This is a genomic window from Gimesia aquarii (assembly GCF_007748195.1).
In the GTDB taxonomy this organism is placed as follows: Bacteria; Planctomycetota; Planctomycetia; order Planctomycetales; family Planctomycetaceae; genus Gimesia; species Gimesia aquarii.
Genome location: NZ_CP037920.1, coordinates 3919800 through 3939585, shown reverse-complemented (window position 1 = coordinate 3939585; position 19786 = coordinate 3919800). Strand labels below are relative to the sequence as shown.

At 45.6% G+C, this 19786-nt stretch carries 12 protein-coding genes and 1 tRNA gene; 3 read left to right on the top strand and 10 right to left on the bottom strand.

Going from position 1 to position 19786, the window contains the following annotated elements; translation table 11 throughout:
* The first annotated feature begins 163 nt into the window (after positions 1-163).
* Together V144x_RS15245 and V144x_RS15240 are read left to right on the top strand one after the other, a co-directional pair.
* The gene (locus V144x_RS15245) at positions 164-1468 is read left to right on the top strand and encodes a hypothetical protein (protein WP_144985992.1); all 1305 of its coding nucleotides are present in this window, start codon (positions 164-166) and stop codon (positions 1466-1468) included.
* A 242-nt stretch (positions 1469-1710) separates the two neighbouring features.
* Positions 1711-2811, top strand: a complete 1101-nt coding sequence (locus V144x_RS15240) for an acyl-CoA dehydrogenase family protein (RefSeq protein WP_144985991.1) — start codon at positions 1711-1713, stop codon at positions 2809-2811.
* A gap of 6 nt (positions 2812-2817) precedes the next feature.
* Here the strand turns inward: V144x_RS15240 and V144x_RS15235 are convergent, their stop codons facing one another.
* Positions 2818-4482: a Na/Pi cotransporter family protein gene (locus tag V144x_RS15235; protein ID WP_197998446.1), complete on the bottom strand. Its 1665-nt coding sequence runs from the start codon at positions 4480-4482 to the stop codon at positions 2818-2820.
* Between the two features lie 306 nt (positions 4483-4788).
* Between V144x_RS15235 and V144x_RS15230 the strand changes: the two genes are divergently transcribed.
* Positions 4789-4862 (top strand) — tRNA-Arg (locus V144x_RS15230).
* 534 nt (positions 4863-5396) lie between these two features.
* On the opposite strand, the gene V144x_RS15225 is transcribed toward V144x_RS15230, so the two are convergent.
* The 9 genes from V144x_RS15225 to V144x_RS28400 form a co-directional block, all read right to left on the bottom strand.
* Positions 5397-5612 carry a site-specific integrase gene (locus V144x_RS15225; protein ID WP_144985990.1) on the bottom strand — a complete coding sequence of 72 codons (216 nt, stop codon included), beginning with the start codon at positions 5610-5612 and terminating at the stop codon, positions 5397-5399.
* A 494-nt stretch (positions 5613-6106) separates the two neighbouring features.
* Positions 6107-6436: a hypothetical protein gene (locus V144x_RS15220; RefSeq protein ID WP_144985989.1), complete on the bottom strand. Its 330-nt coding sequence runs from the start codon at positions 6434-6436 to the stop codon at positions 6107-6109.
* Between the two features lie 250 nt (positions 6437-6686).
* Complete coding sequence (locus V144x_RS15215; protein ID WP_144985988.1) at positions 6687-6992, bottom strand: hypothetical protein; 306 nt, start codon at positions 6990-6992, stop codon at positions 6687-6689.
* Between the two features lie 12 nt (positions 6993-7004).
* Positions 7005-7424: a hypothetical protein gene (locus tag V144x_RS15210; protein ID WP_144985987.1), complete on the bottom strand. Its 420-nt coding sequence runs from the start codon at positions 7422-7424 to the stop codon at positions 7005-7007.
* 66 nt (positions 7425-7490) lie between these two features.
* Complete coding sequence (locus V144x_RS15205; RefSeq protein ID WP_144985986.1) at positions 7491-8093, bottom strand: hypothetical protein; 603 nt, start codon at positions 8091-8093, stop codon at positions 7491-7493.
* Between the two features lie 164 nt (positions 8094-8257).
* Complete coding sequence (locus V144x_RS15200) at positions 8258-8593, bottom strand: hypothetical protein (protein WP_144985985.1); 336 nt, start codon at positions 8591-8593, stop codon at positions 8258-8260.
* Between the two features lie 21 nt (positions 8594-8614).
* Positions 8615-9823, bottom strand: coding sequence for a Hint domain-containing protein (locus tag V144x_RS15195; RefSeq protein ID WP_144985984.1), 1209 nt, complete (start codon positions 9821-9823; stop codon positions 8615-8617).
* 153 nt (positions 9824-9976) lie between these two features.
* On the bottom strand, positions 9977-10975 hold the full coding sequence (locus V144x_RS15190; protein ID WP_144985983.1) for a hypothetical protein: 999 nt from the start codon (positions 10973-10975) through the stop codon (positions 9977-9979).
* 48 nt (positions 10976-11023) lie between these two features.
* Complete coding sequence (locus V144x_RS28400; protein ID WP_232102535.1) at positions 11024-19783, bottom strand: Ig-like domain-containing protein; 8760 nt, start codon at positions 19781-19783, stop codon at positions 11024-11026.
* Positions 19784-19786 lie beyond the last annotated feature (3 nt).

Here is a 19786-nt window from a genome sequence, read left to right as displayed (position 1 = left end):
ATTTTGATATAGTTGTTATAATTCGTAGTATTCCCATATTAACATGGTATCCTATAGCTTTATATAACTCTTTCCCAAACTAAAGGGAATTAGAAAATTGAGATTGTCATTTTTTTGGGTCGCGAACTACAAGTAACAATGAAAGGGGAGGAAAGTGAAACCAATGTTTAAGTTTTTATGTGCTCTGACGGCCATTACGATGATGACGTCAGCAGCTCAGGCTGGGAAATGCCGGGCGCAGCAATGTTGTGTGTCTGCTGCACCGTGTCAGACTGGATGTAATCCATGTGCGACCGTCGTCTGCAAACCACAATGCAAAACGGTCGAACGAACTGTGATGGTACCACAAATGGTAACCGAGATGCGCAAAGTAATGTGCACCGAATACCATCCTGAAACACGTCATCGTGATGTGACTGTTTACGATCTGGTTCCCGAAACGAAAGAAGTCACTCACACTTATACGGTTCATATCCCCGAAGTCCGAACGCGTATGGAAAAATACATTGCCTGTAAGCCAGTTTGGAAAACTTCAAAAAAGACTTACACAGTCAACGTTCCCTATTATGAAAAGCGGACAGGAACCCGTCTGGTTAAAAAGACAACTTGGAATGATGTCAAACAGGATTACTACGCGAACGTTCCTTATACCGAAACAAGAACGGGCACACGCCAAGTTCAAAAAATGGTTATGAAGGATGTCAAGCAAGAGTACTGTGTCAGAGTTCCTTATACAGAAAAGTGTCAGGGAACACGCACTGTTATGAAATGCGTTCCTGTGAAGAGTTACCGCATGGTCTGTGAAGATCAAGGGCATTGGGAAGAGCGTCCGATCAAGTCTGCCTGCCCTGCCCCTGCTTGTGGCGATTGTGGAACTTGTGACAACTGTTGTCAGACTGCATGTGCTCCGGTTTGCACACAGCGCGTCTGGGTACCTAAAATTGTCAAAAAGAAAGTCGAGTATACTTCGTATCAACGTAAGTGCGAACAAGTCCCTTATACTTATGAAGTCCAACGTTGTAAGTTGGAAAAGCGGACTCGTACTGTGAAAGTATGTGAAACCGTTTGTGTTCCTGAAAAATACACTTATCACGTTCAGCTTTGTAAGCGGGAAAAACGAACTCGCACTGTGAAAGTTTGCGAAGTGACTTGTGTTCCTGAAAAGTATACTTATCAGGTAAAGCTTTGTAAGCAGGAAACACGTACCTGTGACGTGAAAGTTTGCTCTTATGTCAAAGAAGAAAAAACACGTAAAGTGAACTACACGGTTTGTGTGCCACAGCAAAAGACCTGCACACGGAAAGTTACGGTTTGCAAGCGTGTACCGAAAGTGGTCAAGCAGGCCTATACTGTTTGTGTTCCCAAAACGGTCGAAAAAGAAGTTCCCGTTCAGGTTTGTCGACATGTCGCTAAAAAGGTCTTGGTCCAGGTACCTGATTGCGATGTAGACTGTGCGACCTGTAACTGAATGGATAAGAAAATAGGGTAAGATCTTGTATCTTCCTCAACAGATTCGAGCCTCATACTTTCGAGTATGAGGCTTTTTTTATAGACTGAGGATGAGTGGAGTGTCATTTTTGAATTTGGGGGTGATAGAGATCATAGGAGTGCGACAACGGACCACCTGAACAACACTTCCAACCCTCAATTTCGAGCTTGACAAAGCACTAGAGTGAAGCACTCCCTTGTTTACACGAGAAGAGAAAAGAGATGTCAGACGATTACTTGAATCAAATCAGGCCGGAACGATTTACATCAGAATTCGATGCTTTGTTAAAGACGGTATCAGATTACGCGCACCGTCCCGAGACAGAGCATCTCTGGCCCGACGGATCGTGGGAAGTACTCAAGCAAGCGGGCGTCCTGGGTTGGAATATCCCTCTTCAATTTGGTGGAGCCGAATTCAGTGCGATCGAGATGACATATGGCTATGCGAGTTTGGCAGAGGCCTGTTTAACGACAACGTTTGTTTTAACTCAGTTCAATGCGGCATGCCAGCGGATCAACTGGTCTGAAGATCACGATGTCAAAGCCAGAGTATTCAATGAATTAGCAACCGGGGCGAAATTTGCCACGGTGGGGATTTCCCATCTCACCACTTCCAGACAACACTTGAGTAAACCAACAGTGGTTGCAAAACAGACGTCAACGGGGTGGTTGTTGGATGGTTTTGTACCCTGGGTCACGGGAGCCGTCCATGCCGATTATATTGTGACCGGTGGCGTCTGTGAGGAGGGGACCCAAATCCTCGGACTGGTTAGTACGGGGTTGCAAGGCGTGGAAGTTCAGCCCGCGATTAATATGTTATCAATGACAGGATCACAAACCGGTCCCGTTAAACTCAATGAAGTGGAGATTTCTGCAGAAGATCTGATTGCCGGCCCGGTAGAAAATGTCATGAAGCGTCCCGATGGTCAGGGCGGCGCCGGTTCTTTAACAACTTCAGCGTTAGCTTTGGGTGTCGCCAGGAGAACGATCAAAAAATTGAAAGCAGAAGCCGACAAACGCCCCGATCTGGAAGAAATCTATCAGCCATTCAATGCTGAATGCGAGGAAATCTTTACCGATATGTTTGGTGCCTTAAATTCAGGAACGCTGAACAGTTCAATTTCTGAAAAGACTCGAGAGCGATCCAACTCCTTGGTACTTCGCGCCTCCCAGGCGTTACTGGCAGCTGTGAAAGGTGCGGGCTTTGTCAAAGGCCATCCGGCAGAGAGAGCAATCCGTGAAGCGATGTTCTTTCTCGTCTGGTCCTGCCCACAACCCGTCGTGCATGCCAACATGAAAGAATTTGCCTGTGTGCTTGACTGACGGTTACTATTTTTCTCCAGCCATCGCTTCAGCCAGATTCACAACATGGTCTCGCACACGTCGCAATGCATTCAGAGTTGATGTGTAAGAGACATTAATGTAGGGGTCGACTTTTTCCGCAGACAAATAATCCAGATGTTCTCGCTGCAACGTTTTGACTTTGCGTTTAATTTCTTCGCCGGATTGAACAGTCGCTGCCACGACATCAGCATTGTCTTCGATGTATGCCTTCGTGACATGCGTCAGTTGTTTCTCGACCATGTTGAGTAAATCAAGCAGCGAATCGTTATGCGCCTGGTCAAACACCCTGCCCTGCTTATTCAGTTTCAGCCTGAATTTCGCGATACGCTCCAGGTAATCGCTGATGGATTCATACTCATCTGCCATTCTTAACTGACAGCGCCCATTTGAGATGATTTCCTGTGGCAGATCCATCGATAAGAGATGGGTAATATAATGCGTGATTTCATCCTGCATGCGGTCCAGCTCTTTTTCATCTTGAAAGAGCTTCTCAACTTCTTCTGGATCTGGCTTTTCTCGTGACAGAATCCGGTTAAGTATCTGAGCCATTTCGTCACAGATTTCACCCATTTTAATCACTTCGCCACGAGACTGCTCAATGGCTAGAACCGGGGTTTCAAGAATGCGAATATCAAGGCTGGTCAGGTGTGAAATTTCCTCAGGCTGATCTTTAACGATACGCGTCAGTAGTTTTGCGATCTTTCCCGCAAAGGGGAGAAATACGAGTGTATTCAAAATATTAAACACCGAATGAGTGGCGGCAATCGCCTTGACACTGCCGGGGTAAGTCGCCTGACCATTGACCATGACAGCCTTTGTGACATCTGCATCAATCAGCCAGGGAATAAATTTAACATACCAGAAAAAGATTGTCGAAATCCATATCACCCCGCTGATATTGAACAGGACATGAAAATAGGCGGCACGGCGAGCATTTGTGGTCGTACCCAATGAGGCGAGTAATGCGGTGACTGTGGTGCCAATGTTTTCTCCCAGCACCAGCGCAGCTGCCGTCTCAAAAGGAATGAGGCCTGTCGCCGCAAGTGAAATCGTAATGCCCAGCGTGGCGGATGAGGACTGCACCAGAATCGTCAAAATACAGCCAACCAGCATACACTGATAAAGCCCCACATAGGTATTCGCCGTAAAGTGAAGAAACCAGTCTTGAAATTCCGGCATGTCTTTTAAGAATTTACAGGCTTCTTTCATGAGCTGTAGACCAAAAAAGACCATCCCAACGCCCATCACTGCCAGAGCCGTATAGCGCACTTTTTCGCGTTTGGTAAAGAGATACACAAATGCGGCGACACCCAGCATGGGGAGACCGTATTTGCCAATTTTCAGAACCAGAATCCAGCCTGTCACTGTCGTTCCGACATTAGCGCCCATGATCACGCCGATCGCCTGCGTCAACGACATGAGCCCGCTGTTCACAAAGCCAACAGTCATTACCGTGGTAACTGAACTGGACTGCACCAGAACCGTGACCAGAAATCCGACAATGGTGGCCAGAAGACGGTTATTGGTCACCGCGCCAATCAGTCTTCTCAGACTGGCTCCCGCAATAGACTGCAGCCCCTGGGACATGTATTTCATCCCGAGGAGAAAAATTCCCAAACCTCCAATGAGGGTGGTCGACATTTCAAACATAATATTCAGGGACCCTGTCGTGTTGACTCAGAACCCCAGCATTTTGTGTTGAGGAATGAGAGTACGCTTTGGTGTTCATTTGAATTGATAAGTGTTAAGATTCAGCCTATTTATTATGAAGATCTCTTAATATTACAAGCCTCGGACAGGGCAGTCTTTCAACTCAGTATCAAAATTTGGGAGCTGATACTTGTGAGATCGCCTGACGAACGGTAAATCAGTTCATAGAGCCTGATTGAAATAACAGAATCAGAACAGCAGCGGCTGAAAACAGGGCCTTTTCAAGTAGTTGCTCAACTTCTCAAGGCCCCCGTAGCTCAATTGGATAGAGTGCTGGCTTCCGAAGCCAGAGGTTGCTGGTTCGAGCCCAGCCGGGGGTATTTTTTTAGATCGTAACTCGTCGTGTAACGCAGCAAAGTCTTGTTTTCCCATGTTCTGTGCGAGGACGGGAGTGAACCTATGCCCCGCTCTACAAGCGAGTGCTGAGCCTGATTTTGAGCCATTTTTTCTGCAGATGATTTTGCTGCGTTTTCGAAATGTTTGTCAGTGACCTGCATGTAGTGTTCCATGGCAACTTTTTGGCTACGGCCTAACCATTCACAAACAGCCTTAGGCGGGTACTCGTCTAATAATTCAGTAGCCCTGGTACTGCGTAAGTTTTGAAATATCTTTGGCCAAGGCTTAATTCCTGCTTTTTGAATTATTTTTGTCATCTGAGTTCGTAAATTTGAATTCTCACCTCGATGTCCATCTGAGATAAGAAATTCATCACCTGTTTTATCGAGTTCAAAAGCATCTTCCAGGTACGGTCTGAGCTCCCAAAATAGTGGCATGACTCGTGATTCACCGCCTGTATGGTGCTCAGTTTTGGGACTATGGATGGTGATCCTTTCAGATTCCCAGTTGATGTCGGATCAACGTAGTCCGGTCAGCTCTGAAGGCATTCTCAAACCTCCATAGCGTGTTAGAGCGAAGATCAGACGCCATTCAGAATTGGGGCAAGCATTAATTACTTTTTGTGCTTCTTCTTCAGTTACAAAATAGAATCGATTCGGGTTTCCCTTTACTGTAGATTTCAACTCAGCAAATGGATTACTGGATATCAACTTTCCGCGTATGGCCGCATTCATAAATTGTTTGGTACGTCCACAACGTCGACGAATAGTACTTTCAGAATTTCCTGAATTGACTAGCGAAATATGCCAATCTTTAGCATCGCCTGAAGTAATATCTTTGAGGAGTTTACTCTCGCCAAAGAACTCAATTAAATTTTTGCCGTGTTTTCAAGTCGTTCAATAGTTCTTGGTTTTAAATCAGAGCGTCCTTTGATATATGAATCCAAAAAAGGTCCTAGTTTAATGGATTCCCTTTTGTTGATCAGTCCAACCTTTGCCAGTTTTTCGTTGAGTTTATCGCGCGGCTAAATAAATTGACCATACGGGGACATCCGTTTTCTGCCAGCAGGATAATGAGGTCCGCCTTCAGTTCGGCGTTGATGTCGTCGCACTGACTCCAGTGGGAATTGATTTACGAGTGAGATCTGTTCGCTGGAACTCTTGGCCGATACGCATTCTTTTAAAACAAGACGAACCGATTTTTGGATATGCTCTATGTACAAATAATCTCAAAGACAACGGTGTAAAATTTCTATACCCTTAGAAATATCACGAAAGTGATACTCTCCTTCTTCGACTTTGCCAAACGGAACATACAAAACATATTCTAGCTCAGTTTCTCTCGTGTTGGCATAGAGTTCAGCATACTTTTCTCCTGCTCTGGAAACATCTACTTTCATATAGCCTTCTTCAAAAAGATCGAGTTCGACAGTTGTCTTATCAATGGATTTAAGGATTGCAATTGAAAATACTTTCATAGCATCGAATTCAGAAGTAATGTCCTTCCAGTCCTTATGCCAATTGGGAGCTGTCCATGTATTTGGGTCTGAGTGAACCATTATAAACTCATGTATCAGAGTACTTAATTTCCGAGAATTGTCCAAAATTCACCATTAGGACGAAAAATGTACGTGATTCCGTCATCAACGTAGCGAATCCAATGAAGCATAAGCACGCCAAAGCAAATAAAAAGTGCCTGACATCTTTTTTCAGCTTTGTTACAGAGCAAGTTATTTTTCTTTATACAGCGAACAGACAAAATGCTGATAAAACGCGATATTATTATGGAGAGTTTGAAATAATATTCAGCTAATCTAAAATCTGTCCCTTAAGAAATGCACGAGGCCCGTCAAACATAATAAACTCAGCATTTTTAACCAATAAATGGCTAGGCGCTTCCGGCACAAGAAAATGAATTGTTACTATTTGGGTTCTATCCATTACAGGCTGGTCTTCCATTTCTATGACAAGACTCCAGGAAGCATCAACAGATCCTTGAGGACCATCTACCGAAGCAGGCGCGACTAATTTTGGTACAGATGGAATGTTTTTTCTTCCTCCTTCATCTTCTCGTAACCAATAGACGGTTGCATTTTTTTTGAGTTGTTCATTCATCACTGTAATTACTTATTTGATAGGTAGTGGAATAATACCTTCAAGAGCATCTAGTTCAAAGTACCGTGAAGGACCAAAACCATCTAGATTATTGCCAGGAGGAATAAATGTGGGAGTACCATCAGTGATATCTGCACCAAGAATTTTAAATTTCCCAGGACCATGCAAAGCATCTCCATGTCTAGTAGCTCCTTCGAGCGAATCTGAAAACCATTTACCCATAAGAGCATTTTTTCCTTGACTAAACTTACCTGTGTTTAAGGCATGAGCGTATTCATCAACACCAACAGCCCTGAATACTCTATAATTATTATGCACCAACGTTCCCAGAGAACCAACTAAATAAACATGTTCTCCTTGAACTTCGAGATTATAAACGGTTTCATTACCGGCGCGGGGGTTGATGGAAACTACTTGCCTTAAGCCGGCCAACGTTTGTACTTGCTCACCCGGTTTGAGATGCCCGGCTTCGACGAATTCGTTTCTGTCAGCAGACCATTAGCGGTGGTTGGCGGTGACGGTGGTTGGTTCTTTCTGGCCTTTAATTCTCAGGTTGATCAGGTTGCCGTCTGATTCGTGAATGAATTTTCCGGTGACGACGTTGCCGGGGCCCGATTTGATCGACGGGCACGATTCTATCGAAACGACTTTGGCTGGTCCTTTGGCACCGAATTCGGGGAGATCCAGGTCAATAGTTGCTCTTAATTTGGCCCCGTTGGATTTGATCCAGTCGAGCGGCCGCAGGAACTGCATGTCGAGGCGTTTGCCGTTGGCTTTGTGCATGGTGAGATGCAGCAACCGCCATTCGCTGGGGATGATCTCGGGTACGAAATCATCGACTTCATCTTGGATCGGATTTTTGCCCAACAGCCGCTCGCCAATTTGGATATCTTCAATCGCGGCGGTTTTATATTTGACGGGAGTATCCGTGAATTGAATTTCTGGCGTGGTACTTGTGGTTGGTGTGGCGTTTGTTTTATCACCACCAAAGAGGAAAACCAGAGTCCCCAGCAAGCAGAAAATACTGAGCCAGGATAAGGGGCCGATCAAACTAGAAACCTTAGAGGCGTTGATTGTAGTCTGTTGGCGTCGATCAAACATCGAAGATCCTCTATATAGGATAAGATTATGAAGTCGTCAGTGGCTATTATGATGTAATAAACTAAAGGCAATGTCCTTTAGTTTATTCTAAGAACAGAAATTTTAAATGTCTTGACTTTATTCTGCTCAGCTCGGTAAGAAATTTATTGAGGACAATGATAAGTTTATTTATCACCAGTCTGATTTTCCTGTCTAAACATTTTCAGCATAAGTGGCTCCATCTCTTGCAAAATGTTATCATAAAAAGACATTATCCTGATCTCTTCATCCAGATTAAGTTCTTCGATTCTTTCTAAGTAATACGGCCGCTCTTTTTCCCAAAAGTAACGATGTCTTTGAATGTTAGTTTCGTTTAGCAAGCTTGGAATGTTATGTAAGAAATTAATCTCAGCTTTAAGCCATTCCTTTTGATCCAATTCAGATGCTGTCTTGATTTCGATGAGCCCAGTATGTAATAATCGAATATAAAGTTTTTGAAGTTCATCTAGAAGTTCAATCATATGTACTCCTTCCTTAGTAAGTTAATTGGGAAGAAATATTGCAGGAAGCTGTAGTATCGGATCTGGATCACCGAGAGCATCTTTTCGTCTAAGAGCAGCTTCTACACGGGTAACTCCCTCGCGCAAATATATCTTTCTCCCTTTTTGTATAACTTCAATTGGTTTGTACAAATCCCAATCAAATTTACCGAACTTATTAAGTTTTTTTGCTTCAGCATATGGCCTGCTCGTTGGGTAGATTAGTTTCCTGATATCTACCATCCTTGTTCCAGGGTAATTATTATGCACCAAAGCGCCGAGAGAACCAACCAGATAAACGTGTTCTCCCTGAACTTCCAGATTGTAAACGGTCTCATTGCCAAAACGAGGGGTGATGGAAACAACTTGTTTCAACCCGGCTAATGTTTTAACTTGTTCACCCGGTTTAAGATGCCCAGCTTCAACAAATTGTTGTCGGTCAGCTGACCAGTAGCGGTGGTTGGCAGTAACGGTAGTAGCTTCCTGTTGTCCTTCGATCCTCAAGTCAATCAAGTTCCCGTCCGATTCGTGGATGAATTTGCCGGTAACAACATTTCCTGGGCCTGATTTAATTGGTGGGCACGGTTCTATCAAAACGACTTTGGCAGGGCCTTTGGCACCGAACTCGGGGAGATCCAAGTCAATGGTTGCTCCTAATTTGGCCCCGTTGGATTTGATCCAGTCGAGCGGCCGCAGGAACTGCATGTCGAGGCGTTTGCCGTTGGCTTTGTGCATTGTGAGATGCAGCAACCGCCATTCGCTGGGGATGATGTCGGGTACGAACTCATCGACTTCGTCTTGGATCGGATTTTTGCCCAGCAGCCGTTCGCCGATCTTCACATCTTTGATGTCTGCCGTTTTGTAGGGGATCGACGTGTCGGTGACTTGCGTCTTGGGTTCAATGTGTGAGACGGCATTAGCATCGGTCTTATCGGCGCCAAAGCCAAAGACCAGCGCGCCTAATAGACAGAACATGCTGAGCCAGGATAAGGGCCCCGTGAATCGGGACGATTTCGAATTCTCCGTCGGAGCGGGTTGACGTCGATCGGTCATCGAAGTTCCTTTCTGTGTCGGAGTGTTAATCGGATTTGAAGCAGTAATCGACGGCTGTTGCGGATTCGTCAACAAAGGTGGTTTCGTACTGATTGCCGCGCGTGGAGGAGAGCCGGATTGGATCAGTGCAAACTGCGGATTCGCCTGTCGTTGGTCCATGTACCGTGCATTAGTTGAATTTTTTTGAGCAGCCGTTATTTTGTCTGCTTCAGTTCGATTAAAAACTACTTTTTGGGGGGGATTCAGGGGCAATGAAAAGATAGTCTTCAGCATATTGTCTCACCGACTTATTAGGTTGATCAGAAGAGCTTGTTAAAGAAAATTATTAACGAATGACCAATCAATATCGTCGGGAAAATGGTAGTTTCCCATTGCGTGCCTTGTTACAGGCCATTCTAAGACGGGCATGTCGTTCACTTGGAACATTTTTTGGTAAGAAATATCTCGAAGATTATTTGGTTGTGAGACATCAGAAACAATTTGTGCCAGTGTTTGCAATACTCTTTTATTCTTTGTTTTCTTAAAGTGATTGTTTAAGCAACCAACTGCGATACATCTCACCTCACTGTCGATATCAGTTAGTGCAATTGTATGGCAATCTTCGAAAAACTCTTCGGTTGGATTCCAATATTCTGACAACAACATAATAGCTGCCCGCCTAAGATTTGGATCATTGCCATGAAGCTGGTCAAGTGAAGCTTGTCGGCTTTGTGTCATTTCGTCTAGATATTCATCAGCAAGAAATTCTAACTTACGATTTTTGAAATTTTCTTTATAACGTTTATATTTAAGATCATTACAAATATCAAAAAGAGACTCCATCCATAACTTTGCTAACATTTTTGGAATCATTACTTCACTAATAGAGAACCTTCTTTTTAGCATGTCCTCTATTACATTTATGAATTTTGATTTATGAATCTCTTTTGTTTTTGATAATAGTCTAAACGCAGTACCACGAACTTGAGGCATTGGATCTTCAAAAGCTGCATGTTCATAGAAATCTAATACTGAGCCTTGATCAGACCATTTATCTTGTATTACACATAACGCCCCAACACGCATATGTAGATTAGAGTGAGTTAAATTCGTTTCCGCTACAGAGTAATGAGCTACCATCTGCCCAATTTCTTCCTCTGAAATAACTCTGAGAATACTGTCATCCGAAAAACGATATTCTTCGATTGTATTTTTATCTGAGACATCGAGGTTTGGATAAGTATCTAAGGAAGCTTCAATATCTAATTTGGCGTGAGTCAACAAAAAACCAAATGGTTTTGATGGATCCATTTCTGGCAGTTTATCCGGCATTATAATATTTTATTCTACACATTGACGTTAAAATAATTATACCAACTACTAACCTGGTAGAAGTAAATCAATTAGAGTACTGTCGATACCGATTTGGCGATTTAATTCTTCAATTGCATCATCTATGGAATTTAGCCGTTCTTTTGTAAATTCTGAGAATCCTTGTGCATCAATTGCATTTTGTGGTTTGGAACCTGAAATCTTCTTTCGTTGTACATCTAGTACCCGCAAATTTTCTCTAGCATTTTCTATTCGTTGATTTGCTTTAACAATTTCTCGTTGGGCAGGAGAAAATTTCCCTGGATTAAACCCTCCAGTTCCAGTTGTTTTATTAAAGTAGTTATTATGCACAAGCGTCCCAAGAGATCCAACTAAATAAACATGTTCTCCTTGGACTTCCAGATTATATACTGTTTTGTCATCTGCATGGGGATTGATTGAGATAACTTGCTTTAAACCCGCCAGAGTCAGGACTTGTTCACCCGGTTTGAGATGACCTGCTTCTACGAATAATTGACGATTGGCTGACCAATACCGGTGGTTGGATGTAACTGTAGTTAATTCCTGTTGATCTTCGATTTTAAGATCAATTAAATTCCCGTCTGATTCGTGGATGAATTTCCCGGTGACAATATTCCCTGGTCCCGTTTTGATCAGTGGGCACGAATCGATCAAAACGACTTTCGCCGGACCTTTGGCACCGAACTCGGGGAGATCCAGGTCAATGGTTGCTCCTAATTGGGCATTATTGGATTTGATCCAGTCGAGCGGCCGCAGGAACTGTATGTCGAGACGTTTGCCGTTGGCTTTGTGCATTGTTAGATGCAGCAACCGCCATTCGCTGGGGATGATGTCGGGTACGAACTCATCGACTTCGTCTTGGATCGGATTTTTGCCCAGCAGCCGTTCCCCAATGTTCACATCTTCAATCGCCGTGGTTTTATATTTGACGGGGGTATCAGTGACCTGCATTTGCGGTTTAACGTGCGTCACCGCGTTCGCATCAGTCTTATCGCTACCAATGCCAAAGACCAGAGCACCCAGCAGGCAGAACATGCTGAGCCAGGATATGGGCCCCGCGAGTCGAGAGATTTTTGATTTCTTTGTCGGAGCCGGCTGACGTGGATCGGGCATCGAAGTTTCTTTCTGATCAGAACTCATTTTCGATGAGGAAGTAGTCAGCAGAGACTGTTGAGGATTCATAGTAAGCGTTGAACTCTTCTTGTCTGTTTTCGGTTTTGTTGTGCCGGATCGCATTAAGGCGAATTGTGGGTTGGTCTGGTGTTGATCCAGGAATCGTGAATTCGTTCCCTCTTTCTGACGAGCAGTTGCATCCATCAGTTCATCGAATTCGTCGGTGGAGAACAAGCGATCCAGATCTGAGTAACTGGTTGATTGTTTTTTCCGTTTGCGGGCTACCTGTATCCCAGCTCCAACGATGCCAATCAGCACAAGTACGCCAGCACCCGCTTTGTGCAGTTCAATGCCTTCTCCTTCTTCAGCTGCCAGGCCGACTTGTGCTTGGAATCCACCCGGGGCATGCTCGGCGAGGACCACTTGTGTATCACCAACGAAACATTCAAAGATTCCCAGACCATTCGTAAACCTTCCCAAAATTGCTCCTACCGCCGGCGCAAAGTTGAGATAGTCCCAAATGTCCAATGTTTCACCATTGTACCATTTGCTGGCTGAATCATAAATTCCAACACCTGTTCCAGCGGCAGAATAGACACGAGCGGCCGTATATGCCCAGCCAGCGTGGGCAACATTACCGGCTGCTCCTCCGATAAGGAAGGAATGTACGACTCCCACAACGCGACCACCAGAATACGCATTTGATTGATAATCAACATAACGGAGATAGTCTTCGCCGACGATGGTTGAAAAATGTCCAAACAATAATGAATCTGCCCAGCCGGTCATGAAATTGACGGTGTTGTCCAGAGCGGGAGAGATATAATCGAAACCGATTGCAATCGCACCATCAAAATTTTCAAAGTCCGCGAGCGGCTTTTTTGATACGACGTCAAAATTGTATTGTGCTGTTACGAGGGCTTGTGCGCCTCTTTTTGCCGCTTCCTTGATGGCGAGTTGTTTATCCTTAGTTGTTGGTTGATTAATGGTACCAGCATTTGTAGCTACATCAGTTTTCATCTTTTTGATTTCAGCTGCCAGATCATCTTTTAATTTCTTAATACTTTTATCGATTTCGGTATGCGTTTTTGTAAGTCCCGCATTGGTTGCATTTTGAAAACGCATCAATTCTGCAGGCCAATGCGTATTACTATGATCCAAATCTGCCTGTGCTGCTGCTTTAGAAAAATCGCGATTTTTTTCTGCCGAATCCATCGCAGCAGTCATCCGTTTGTCTGCTTCATTTCGATTAAAGGTTTCTACAGCATCCACTTCATTGTGTGAAGCAGCTGCAGCCGCATTGATGTTGGCTTCAGCCAGGGTACGATAGGCGGCCGCTTCGTCAGTGACCCAAGCCAGGCCAGCAGCGGCTGCGGCATTCGCCTGGAGCTCTGCTTGACCTGCGACAGCATTCGCGGCCATCATCCAGGCGGTGACTTCATTTTTCGCATATAAATTCTGAGCCAATGCTTCTATAGAGAGTTGAGTTGCTTTGAGCGCCGCTTGCGTGGTTTGATAAGCAGCATAGGCATTGGCGACAGCAGTGACTCCCGGATCATTGCCAGATGCACTGATGATCGCAGCGGCACGTGCAGAAGCAACAATACCCACGGCAGAGGCATTGGCGGCGATTACAGCGTTGATGTAGGCGGGTTGTGCGCTCAGTATCGCATTTGCGGCGGAGGCATAGGCGTTGTTGGAAGCAACAGCAAATGCTTTGTCGGCCGCTGCAACATCACGCACCCAGTCGACATCAGCGTTGGCATAATCAAGTTGTAATTGCTCGGAGGCTGCAGCCAAGGCCAGTTGTTGTGCTTTGGCTGCGTCCACTTCAGAATGAGCATAAGCCGTTTCCGCAGTAATCTTATCATGATCTAAAGTATTTTGGATGGCGGCAACGCCTAAATCGTAAGTATAGACCGCGTCTGCCTTGGCATCTTCAAAAGTCTTTTTGGCACTGGCAAGGGCCATTTGTTGTGTTGTGAATGCTTGTTGTTTTTGGACCGCTGCAAGTGCTTGGTAGTCAGCAGTATCATGATTAAAAACATTATCTGCATTGATTTTGGCGTCTGCATTCTTTTTGTTTTCATCAGCCTTTTTAGTGAGAAAGGTCGAAGTAATGGGGGTTACAGTAGTGGTGTACGTTACGAATGCAGCTCGTTCTGCTGCCACATATGTATTATTTTTCGCATCGACCCATTTAGCCCATTCAAGTAGGTTATGTGCTTCTGCTGTGTAATAAGCTTTTCTTGTTTGCCAGATTGTTTCCTGAGATACGCCTGGTGTGTTCTCAACGGCTAGTAGTGCGGCCCATAGTGCAGCCATATTATGGGGAGGTGAAAAACGATTCTTGGCTAGATGCAACTCGTAAGCGGCCTGTGCTTCCGCTTTGTCATAAATGGCTTTCGCAGCTGCGATATCTTTGTCGTACTGCTCAGTGAGTGGCCCCATTGTGTTATGATAAGCTGTTGCAGCTGCTGTGACTGCAGCGTCGTAGGCATCTTTCGCCCCTTGGATATAAGTGGCTGTCTGTTGATCGATGGCAGCACGAGTGGTGTTATAGGCGTCGTTAGCAGCCTGAACTGCTGCGTCATAGGCACCTTGTGCCGTCTGAATTTCCTGATCTCGAGTGTCTGCTAACGTGGATTCTTCAGAATTATATGTGTCTTGTGCTGATTGAATCAAAGCATCTCGTGTTGTCGCAGCGGCAGAAACCGTGGCCTCGTAAGTTGCCTGCTCGGCAGCGGCAGTTGCCGCATATGTGGCATCAGCGGCGGCATATGCAGCTGCTTGTTTCGTGTCGGCGGCAACCAGTGCATCGGCATGGTCACTGGCGGCACTGGTAATCGCATTATTGTACACATTGATAGCCTGATCGACGGCCGCTTGATAAGTGGCGGCGGCGCTACTGAGAGCACTCTGTATGCCTGCCAGTGCGTTACCCAAAGCAGTGAGATAGGTTGCATCCGAATCAGCCGATCCCGGGTTATAAATGGTGTTCTGGTTTGCCGCCAGTACGGCATCCAGGGTTGCTTGTGCCGTGGCTAAATCGGCATCGTATTGTGCCTTGGCTCCTGCTTTTGCTGCGAGATAAGTCGCCTCTGCCGCTTGTTCTGCCGTTTTGTAGGTACTATTAGCAGCATCGACGGCCGTTTTTTGTGCTTGATTTGATGCAGCAATCGCTGAATCATAGGTGGAATCAAGGCTGCTTAATTGTGTCTGATATGTGTCAGATGCCTGTTTTGCAGCAGTGGTGAAAGCGAGGTCGGATGCTGCAATTGAGGCATTATAGGTTTGATTGGCAGCCTCAATGGCATCTTTGTATGTTTTGTTAATCGTGGCCTGACTTGCATTATAATCAGAAGCTGCTTGTGCTACCGCTTGTTCGTAATTGGCATTATTGGCATCGGTTGCTGTTTTGTAGGTATCTTCAATCGCATTGATTTCTGCTTGATAAGCTGCCTCCGCGACCTTCATGGCTGCTAAAAATTCTGCAGCGGCTGCTTTTTTCTCCTCTTCCAAAACGGCCTGGGATTCATTGTGGGCAGCAGCTAATTCTTGACCAAGACTTGCGAGCGTTTCTCCCATATCCTGTACTGCCTGATCATATTCCGCAGCAGTTTCATTGACTTTATCTAGTGCTTCATTTAGTGCATCACTGGGAGCATCAGGGTCTTCAGCGCCGACATTGATGCTGACTGTAATATCATCACTTTGTGAAATTCCATCTGTTACCTGATAAGTAAATGTGACAGTTCCGGTGAATCCTGCCTCAGGGGTATAGCTGAAGGTCCCATTTGGATTGAAGTAATCGATGGTTCCATTGGAGGGAGCACTGGTTAATGTGGCTGTGATAGCATCTAATGAGGTTCCATCATTGGCGAGCACACCAGAATCTCTGCCTCCGCTTCCGCCGACATTCAGTGAGCCATTATTGGCAACATCAAACGATTCCGGACTTCCGGTGGGGATATCGTTGGTAACCTGAAGTGATACCGTTGCGATATTACTTTCCAGAGTGCCATCCGTGACTTTATAGGTGAAAGAGTCGTTACCGACAAATCCGGCATTCGGAGTATAAGTAAATGTGCCATTTCCGAAGAAGGAAATCGTTCCATTTGAGGGAGCGGCGACTAGAACTGCCGTGAGATCCTGATTATCAGAGTCGGAATCATTATTTAAGACACTATTTCCAAATGTTGCTTTGATATCATGCTGCAGAGTATAGCTATCATCTGTGGCAACGGGGGCTGCATTCGTCATCTCGATGACCACAGTTGCGATATTACTGTTTGAGAATCCGTCTGAGACTTGATATGTGAAAGTATCGGTGCCGATATATCCTGAATTGGGTGTGTAAGTGAATAAGCCATCAGCGCCAAAGACAAGAGTACCATTCGTTGTTGTTGTCAGAAGCGTGGCGGTGAGATCGTCTCCATTGGCATCAGTATCGTTTGACAACGGAGATTGACGGATGACCGTTAAGCCTTGGTCTCCTACATCTGACGCAAAGAGGTTATGTTCTCCACCGATGAGCATTTTTCCTTGCAAGATTTGATAGTTATCGTTGTTTGCGACTGGCGTACTATTCGTGACCGTAAAGGTCACCGTTGCGATGTTGCTGAGCTGTGTGCCATCAGTAAGCTGATATGTGAAGCTGTCTGTGCCGACAAAGTTTGCATTCGCTGTGTAGGTATATGAGCCATCTGAGCTAAATGACAAAGTACCGGAAGTCACATTGGTTACAAGAATGGCTTCCAGAGGATCATCATCCGGATTTATATCATTACTCATGACCGTGTTGGCTACGATCCAGTTATCCGGCAGTTCTTCCGTCCCCCCTGCTCCACCCCCTTCGGGATCAGTGGCAGGTGGGAAGGCATACAGAATCGATCCATGCTCGAACGTGAAGTTGTCATCGTTGGCAACAGGGACATCATTTGTCACATTGATCACAACCGTAGCGGTATTGCTTGTGGAAACACCATCTGAAAGTTGATAGGTAAACTGATCGGTTCCGGAGAAGCCTGCATTCGGAGTGTAGGTAAAGGAACCATCGATTTCCCAGGCAAGCGTTCCGTTAGTTGGAAGAGTCAGCACACTGACTGTGAGTGTGTCTTCATCTCCATCTGTATCGTTTTCGATCAAGCTGTCGATACCGGCGACCAGGACGATTTCTTCACCCATTTCACCAGTTCCCAAAATGTCGGGAAGTCCTGCCGTAAAGTTCTGGTCGTGGGTGGTTGTATAAGTATCATCAACAGCCACAGGAACTGTATTGGTCACATTGATGGTGACGGTACCGATACTACTTTCATTAACGCCATCGCTGACTTTATAAGTAAAGCTGTCAGTGCCAACAAAACCCGCAGTGGGTGTATATGTGAATTGCCCTACCGAGTTAAATGTGAGTGTTCCATTGGTGGTAGAAGTGACGAGGATCGATTCGAGGAAATCGCCATCTGCATCGGTATCATTTGATAAGACCCCTGGTGGCGTTACCGGTAATTCTGTTTCGGAATCAATCAGATCCAAAGCAGATAAACTGGTATCATGAACGATAGAGTAAGTATCATCGACTGCCTGCGGAATTGCATTTTGCACATCTATCGTCACGGTACCTGTTGTCGCTGAAGTTTCAGATCCTGAGACAAGTTGGTATGTGAAGGAATCGGCTCCGACATAATCATCGTCTGGCTGATAAAGGAAGGAACCGTCCGAATCGAGAATCAGTGTTCCATGTAGTGGTCCCGTTACCAGTTCGACTTGTGTTGAAGCATCTGTGCCAAACTGGTCGTTGTCCATGACGCCGGGAATCGCGGTTTCCCCTTCTGCGACGGGGTAAGCAGCTCCCACATAGGTGGTTGTATTCTTGGAGACGTCGACGGAATCGTCTACCGGGACCAGCGAAACAACATTAATCGTTACGGTTCCGGATGACGTTTCTATACCATTATCAAAGATTTTATACGTGAACTGGTCTGTTCCTGTGTAGCCTGCATTCGGAACATAAACGAAGGAGCCATTGGCATTGAGTATTAACGTGCCGTTCGTGACATCTGTATCGAGTGTGGCACTTAAAGTCGTTCCCGCGAGGAAATCCACACCTTCTAATACGCCTCTCGAAGCACTGACATAGAGATTGTTGTTTTTGTTTGCAGAGAATGTTTTTGTCGTTCCTATTACAAAATCAGACTGAACTGTCATGGTGACAGTTGCTGTGTCTGTAAAGCCATTTGAATCCTGGATTGTGTAGATGAACTGATCTGTTCCAGAGAAGTTAGTGTCTGGAGTATAAGTGAGTGTGAGAGCAGATGTATGCTCATCGATAGACCAGTCGACGGTTCCGTTTAACGGTTGAGTTGCTGTGACAAAGGAGATGTTGTTTCCATCGGGATCGGAATCGTTTGCCAGAAGGTTGAGGGTTGTGGCACTGCTGTTTTCATTGACAGTGTATGCATCGTCTACGGCAATTGGTGCTTGATTATCTCCCAGCGTCAGTTGCAATTTATATGCTCCCCCTGTTCCAGCAACACCGCTGTCCTCTAGTGTGGCGTCATAGCTGCCATTGGTACCTGCAGAAACACCGAGATAATAAATGCCAGTACTTGAAGCTGTAAATCGGAGTACAGGGTCACTGGATTGAACGCTTGTGTTGGGATCAATGGCTTCATTATTGAATGCAAGTTGATTACCACTGGCGTCAAACAAGCGAAGGTAGCCATTCAAACCACTGAGTACGGAAGCATCGTCTAAGAACGCAGCATCAAGATCGGCAGTGAGTAAATCACCCGCAGTGAGATTGATTTCGTAAAGATCGACATCAGTTAAGCCATTTTGATGATCGTTGATTTCGCCTGTATATTCGACAGTGGCTCCATCAATTAACGCTGTGGTGATGGCAGAGGAAGTCGTATCATTCTTTTCAACGGTAACAACGAACGATTGATCAACCGTAATGTCATCAACGTTTCCTAAGATACCATCATCACCAGCGTCAACCACAGACACAGTAATTGTAGCAGTACCGCTATTCACACCGGCTGCAAAATAGGAAATTGATCCAGTTGAGTCATTGGGGTTGTAGCTGACCGTTGGATTCAAAACTACTGAAGTATTATTACTGGTAGCGGTAATGCTAAGCGGATGTGATTCTCCTCCCCCGGTTGTAATGCCTGATAGATTGATTGTTTGTAAACCTGCTGTTTCATCGATGGCCGCTGGATCTGAGATGGCGTCCAGGGTCGGGGCATCGTTGACGCCGGTGACGGTGATAGTGACGGTTCCGGTGTTACTGACAGCCGCATGGGCATCGGTGGCGGTATAGGTGAAGGTGACCTGGCGTGTTTCTCCGGCGGCGAGATCCTGGAAGGCGGCGCCGGGATCGAAGGTAAAGGTGCCATCGCCATTGGAGTTGGCGGTCCCTTCCGCAGGAGGCATTACGATGTTGTAAGTCAATGTGCTGGCATCGTTGTCGGTGTCGACATCAGAGGCCAGGATGCCGGTGGTGACAGCCACTCCATCTTCTGTAGCGGCGATGTTGGCGTCTGAAGCCACAGGCGCATCGTTGGTGGCAACGATTGTAAAGCTGACGGTCGCTGTGTCGGTTCCCCCCTGACCATCACTGAGGGTATAAGTGAATGAGTCGGCCTGATTGGGATCACCGACTTGCATATC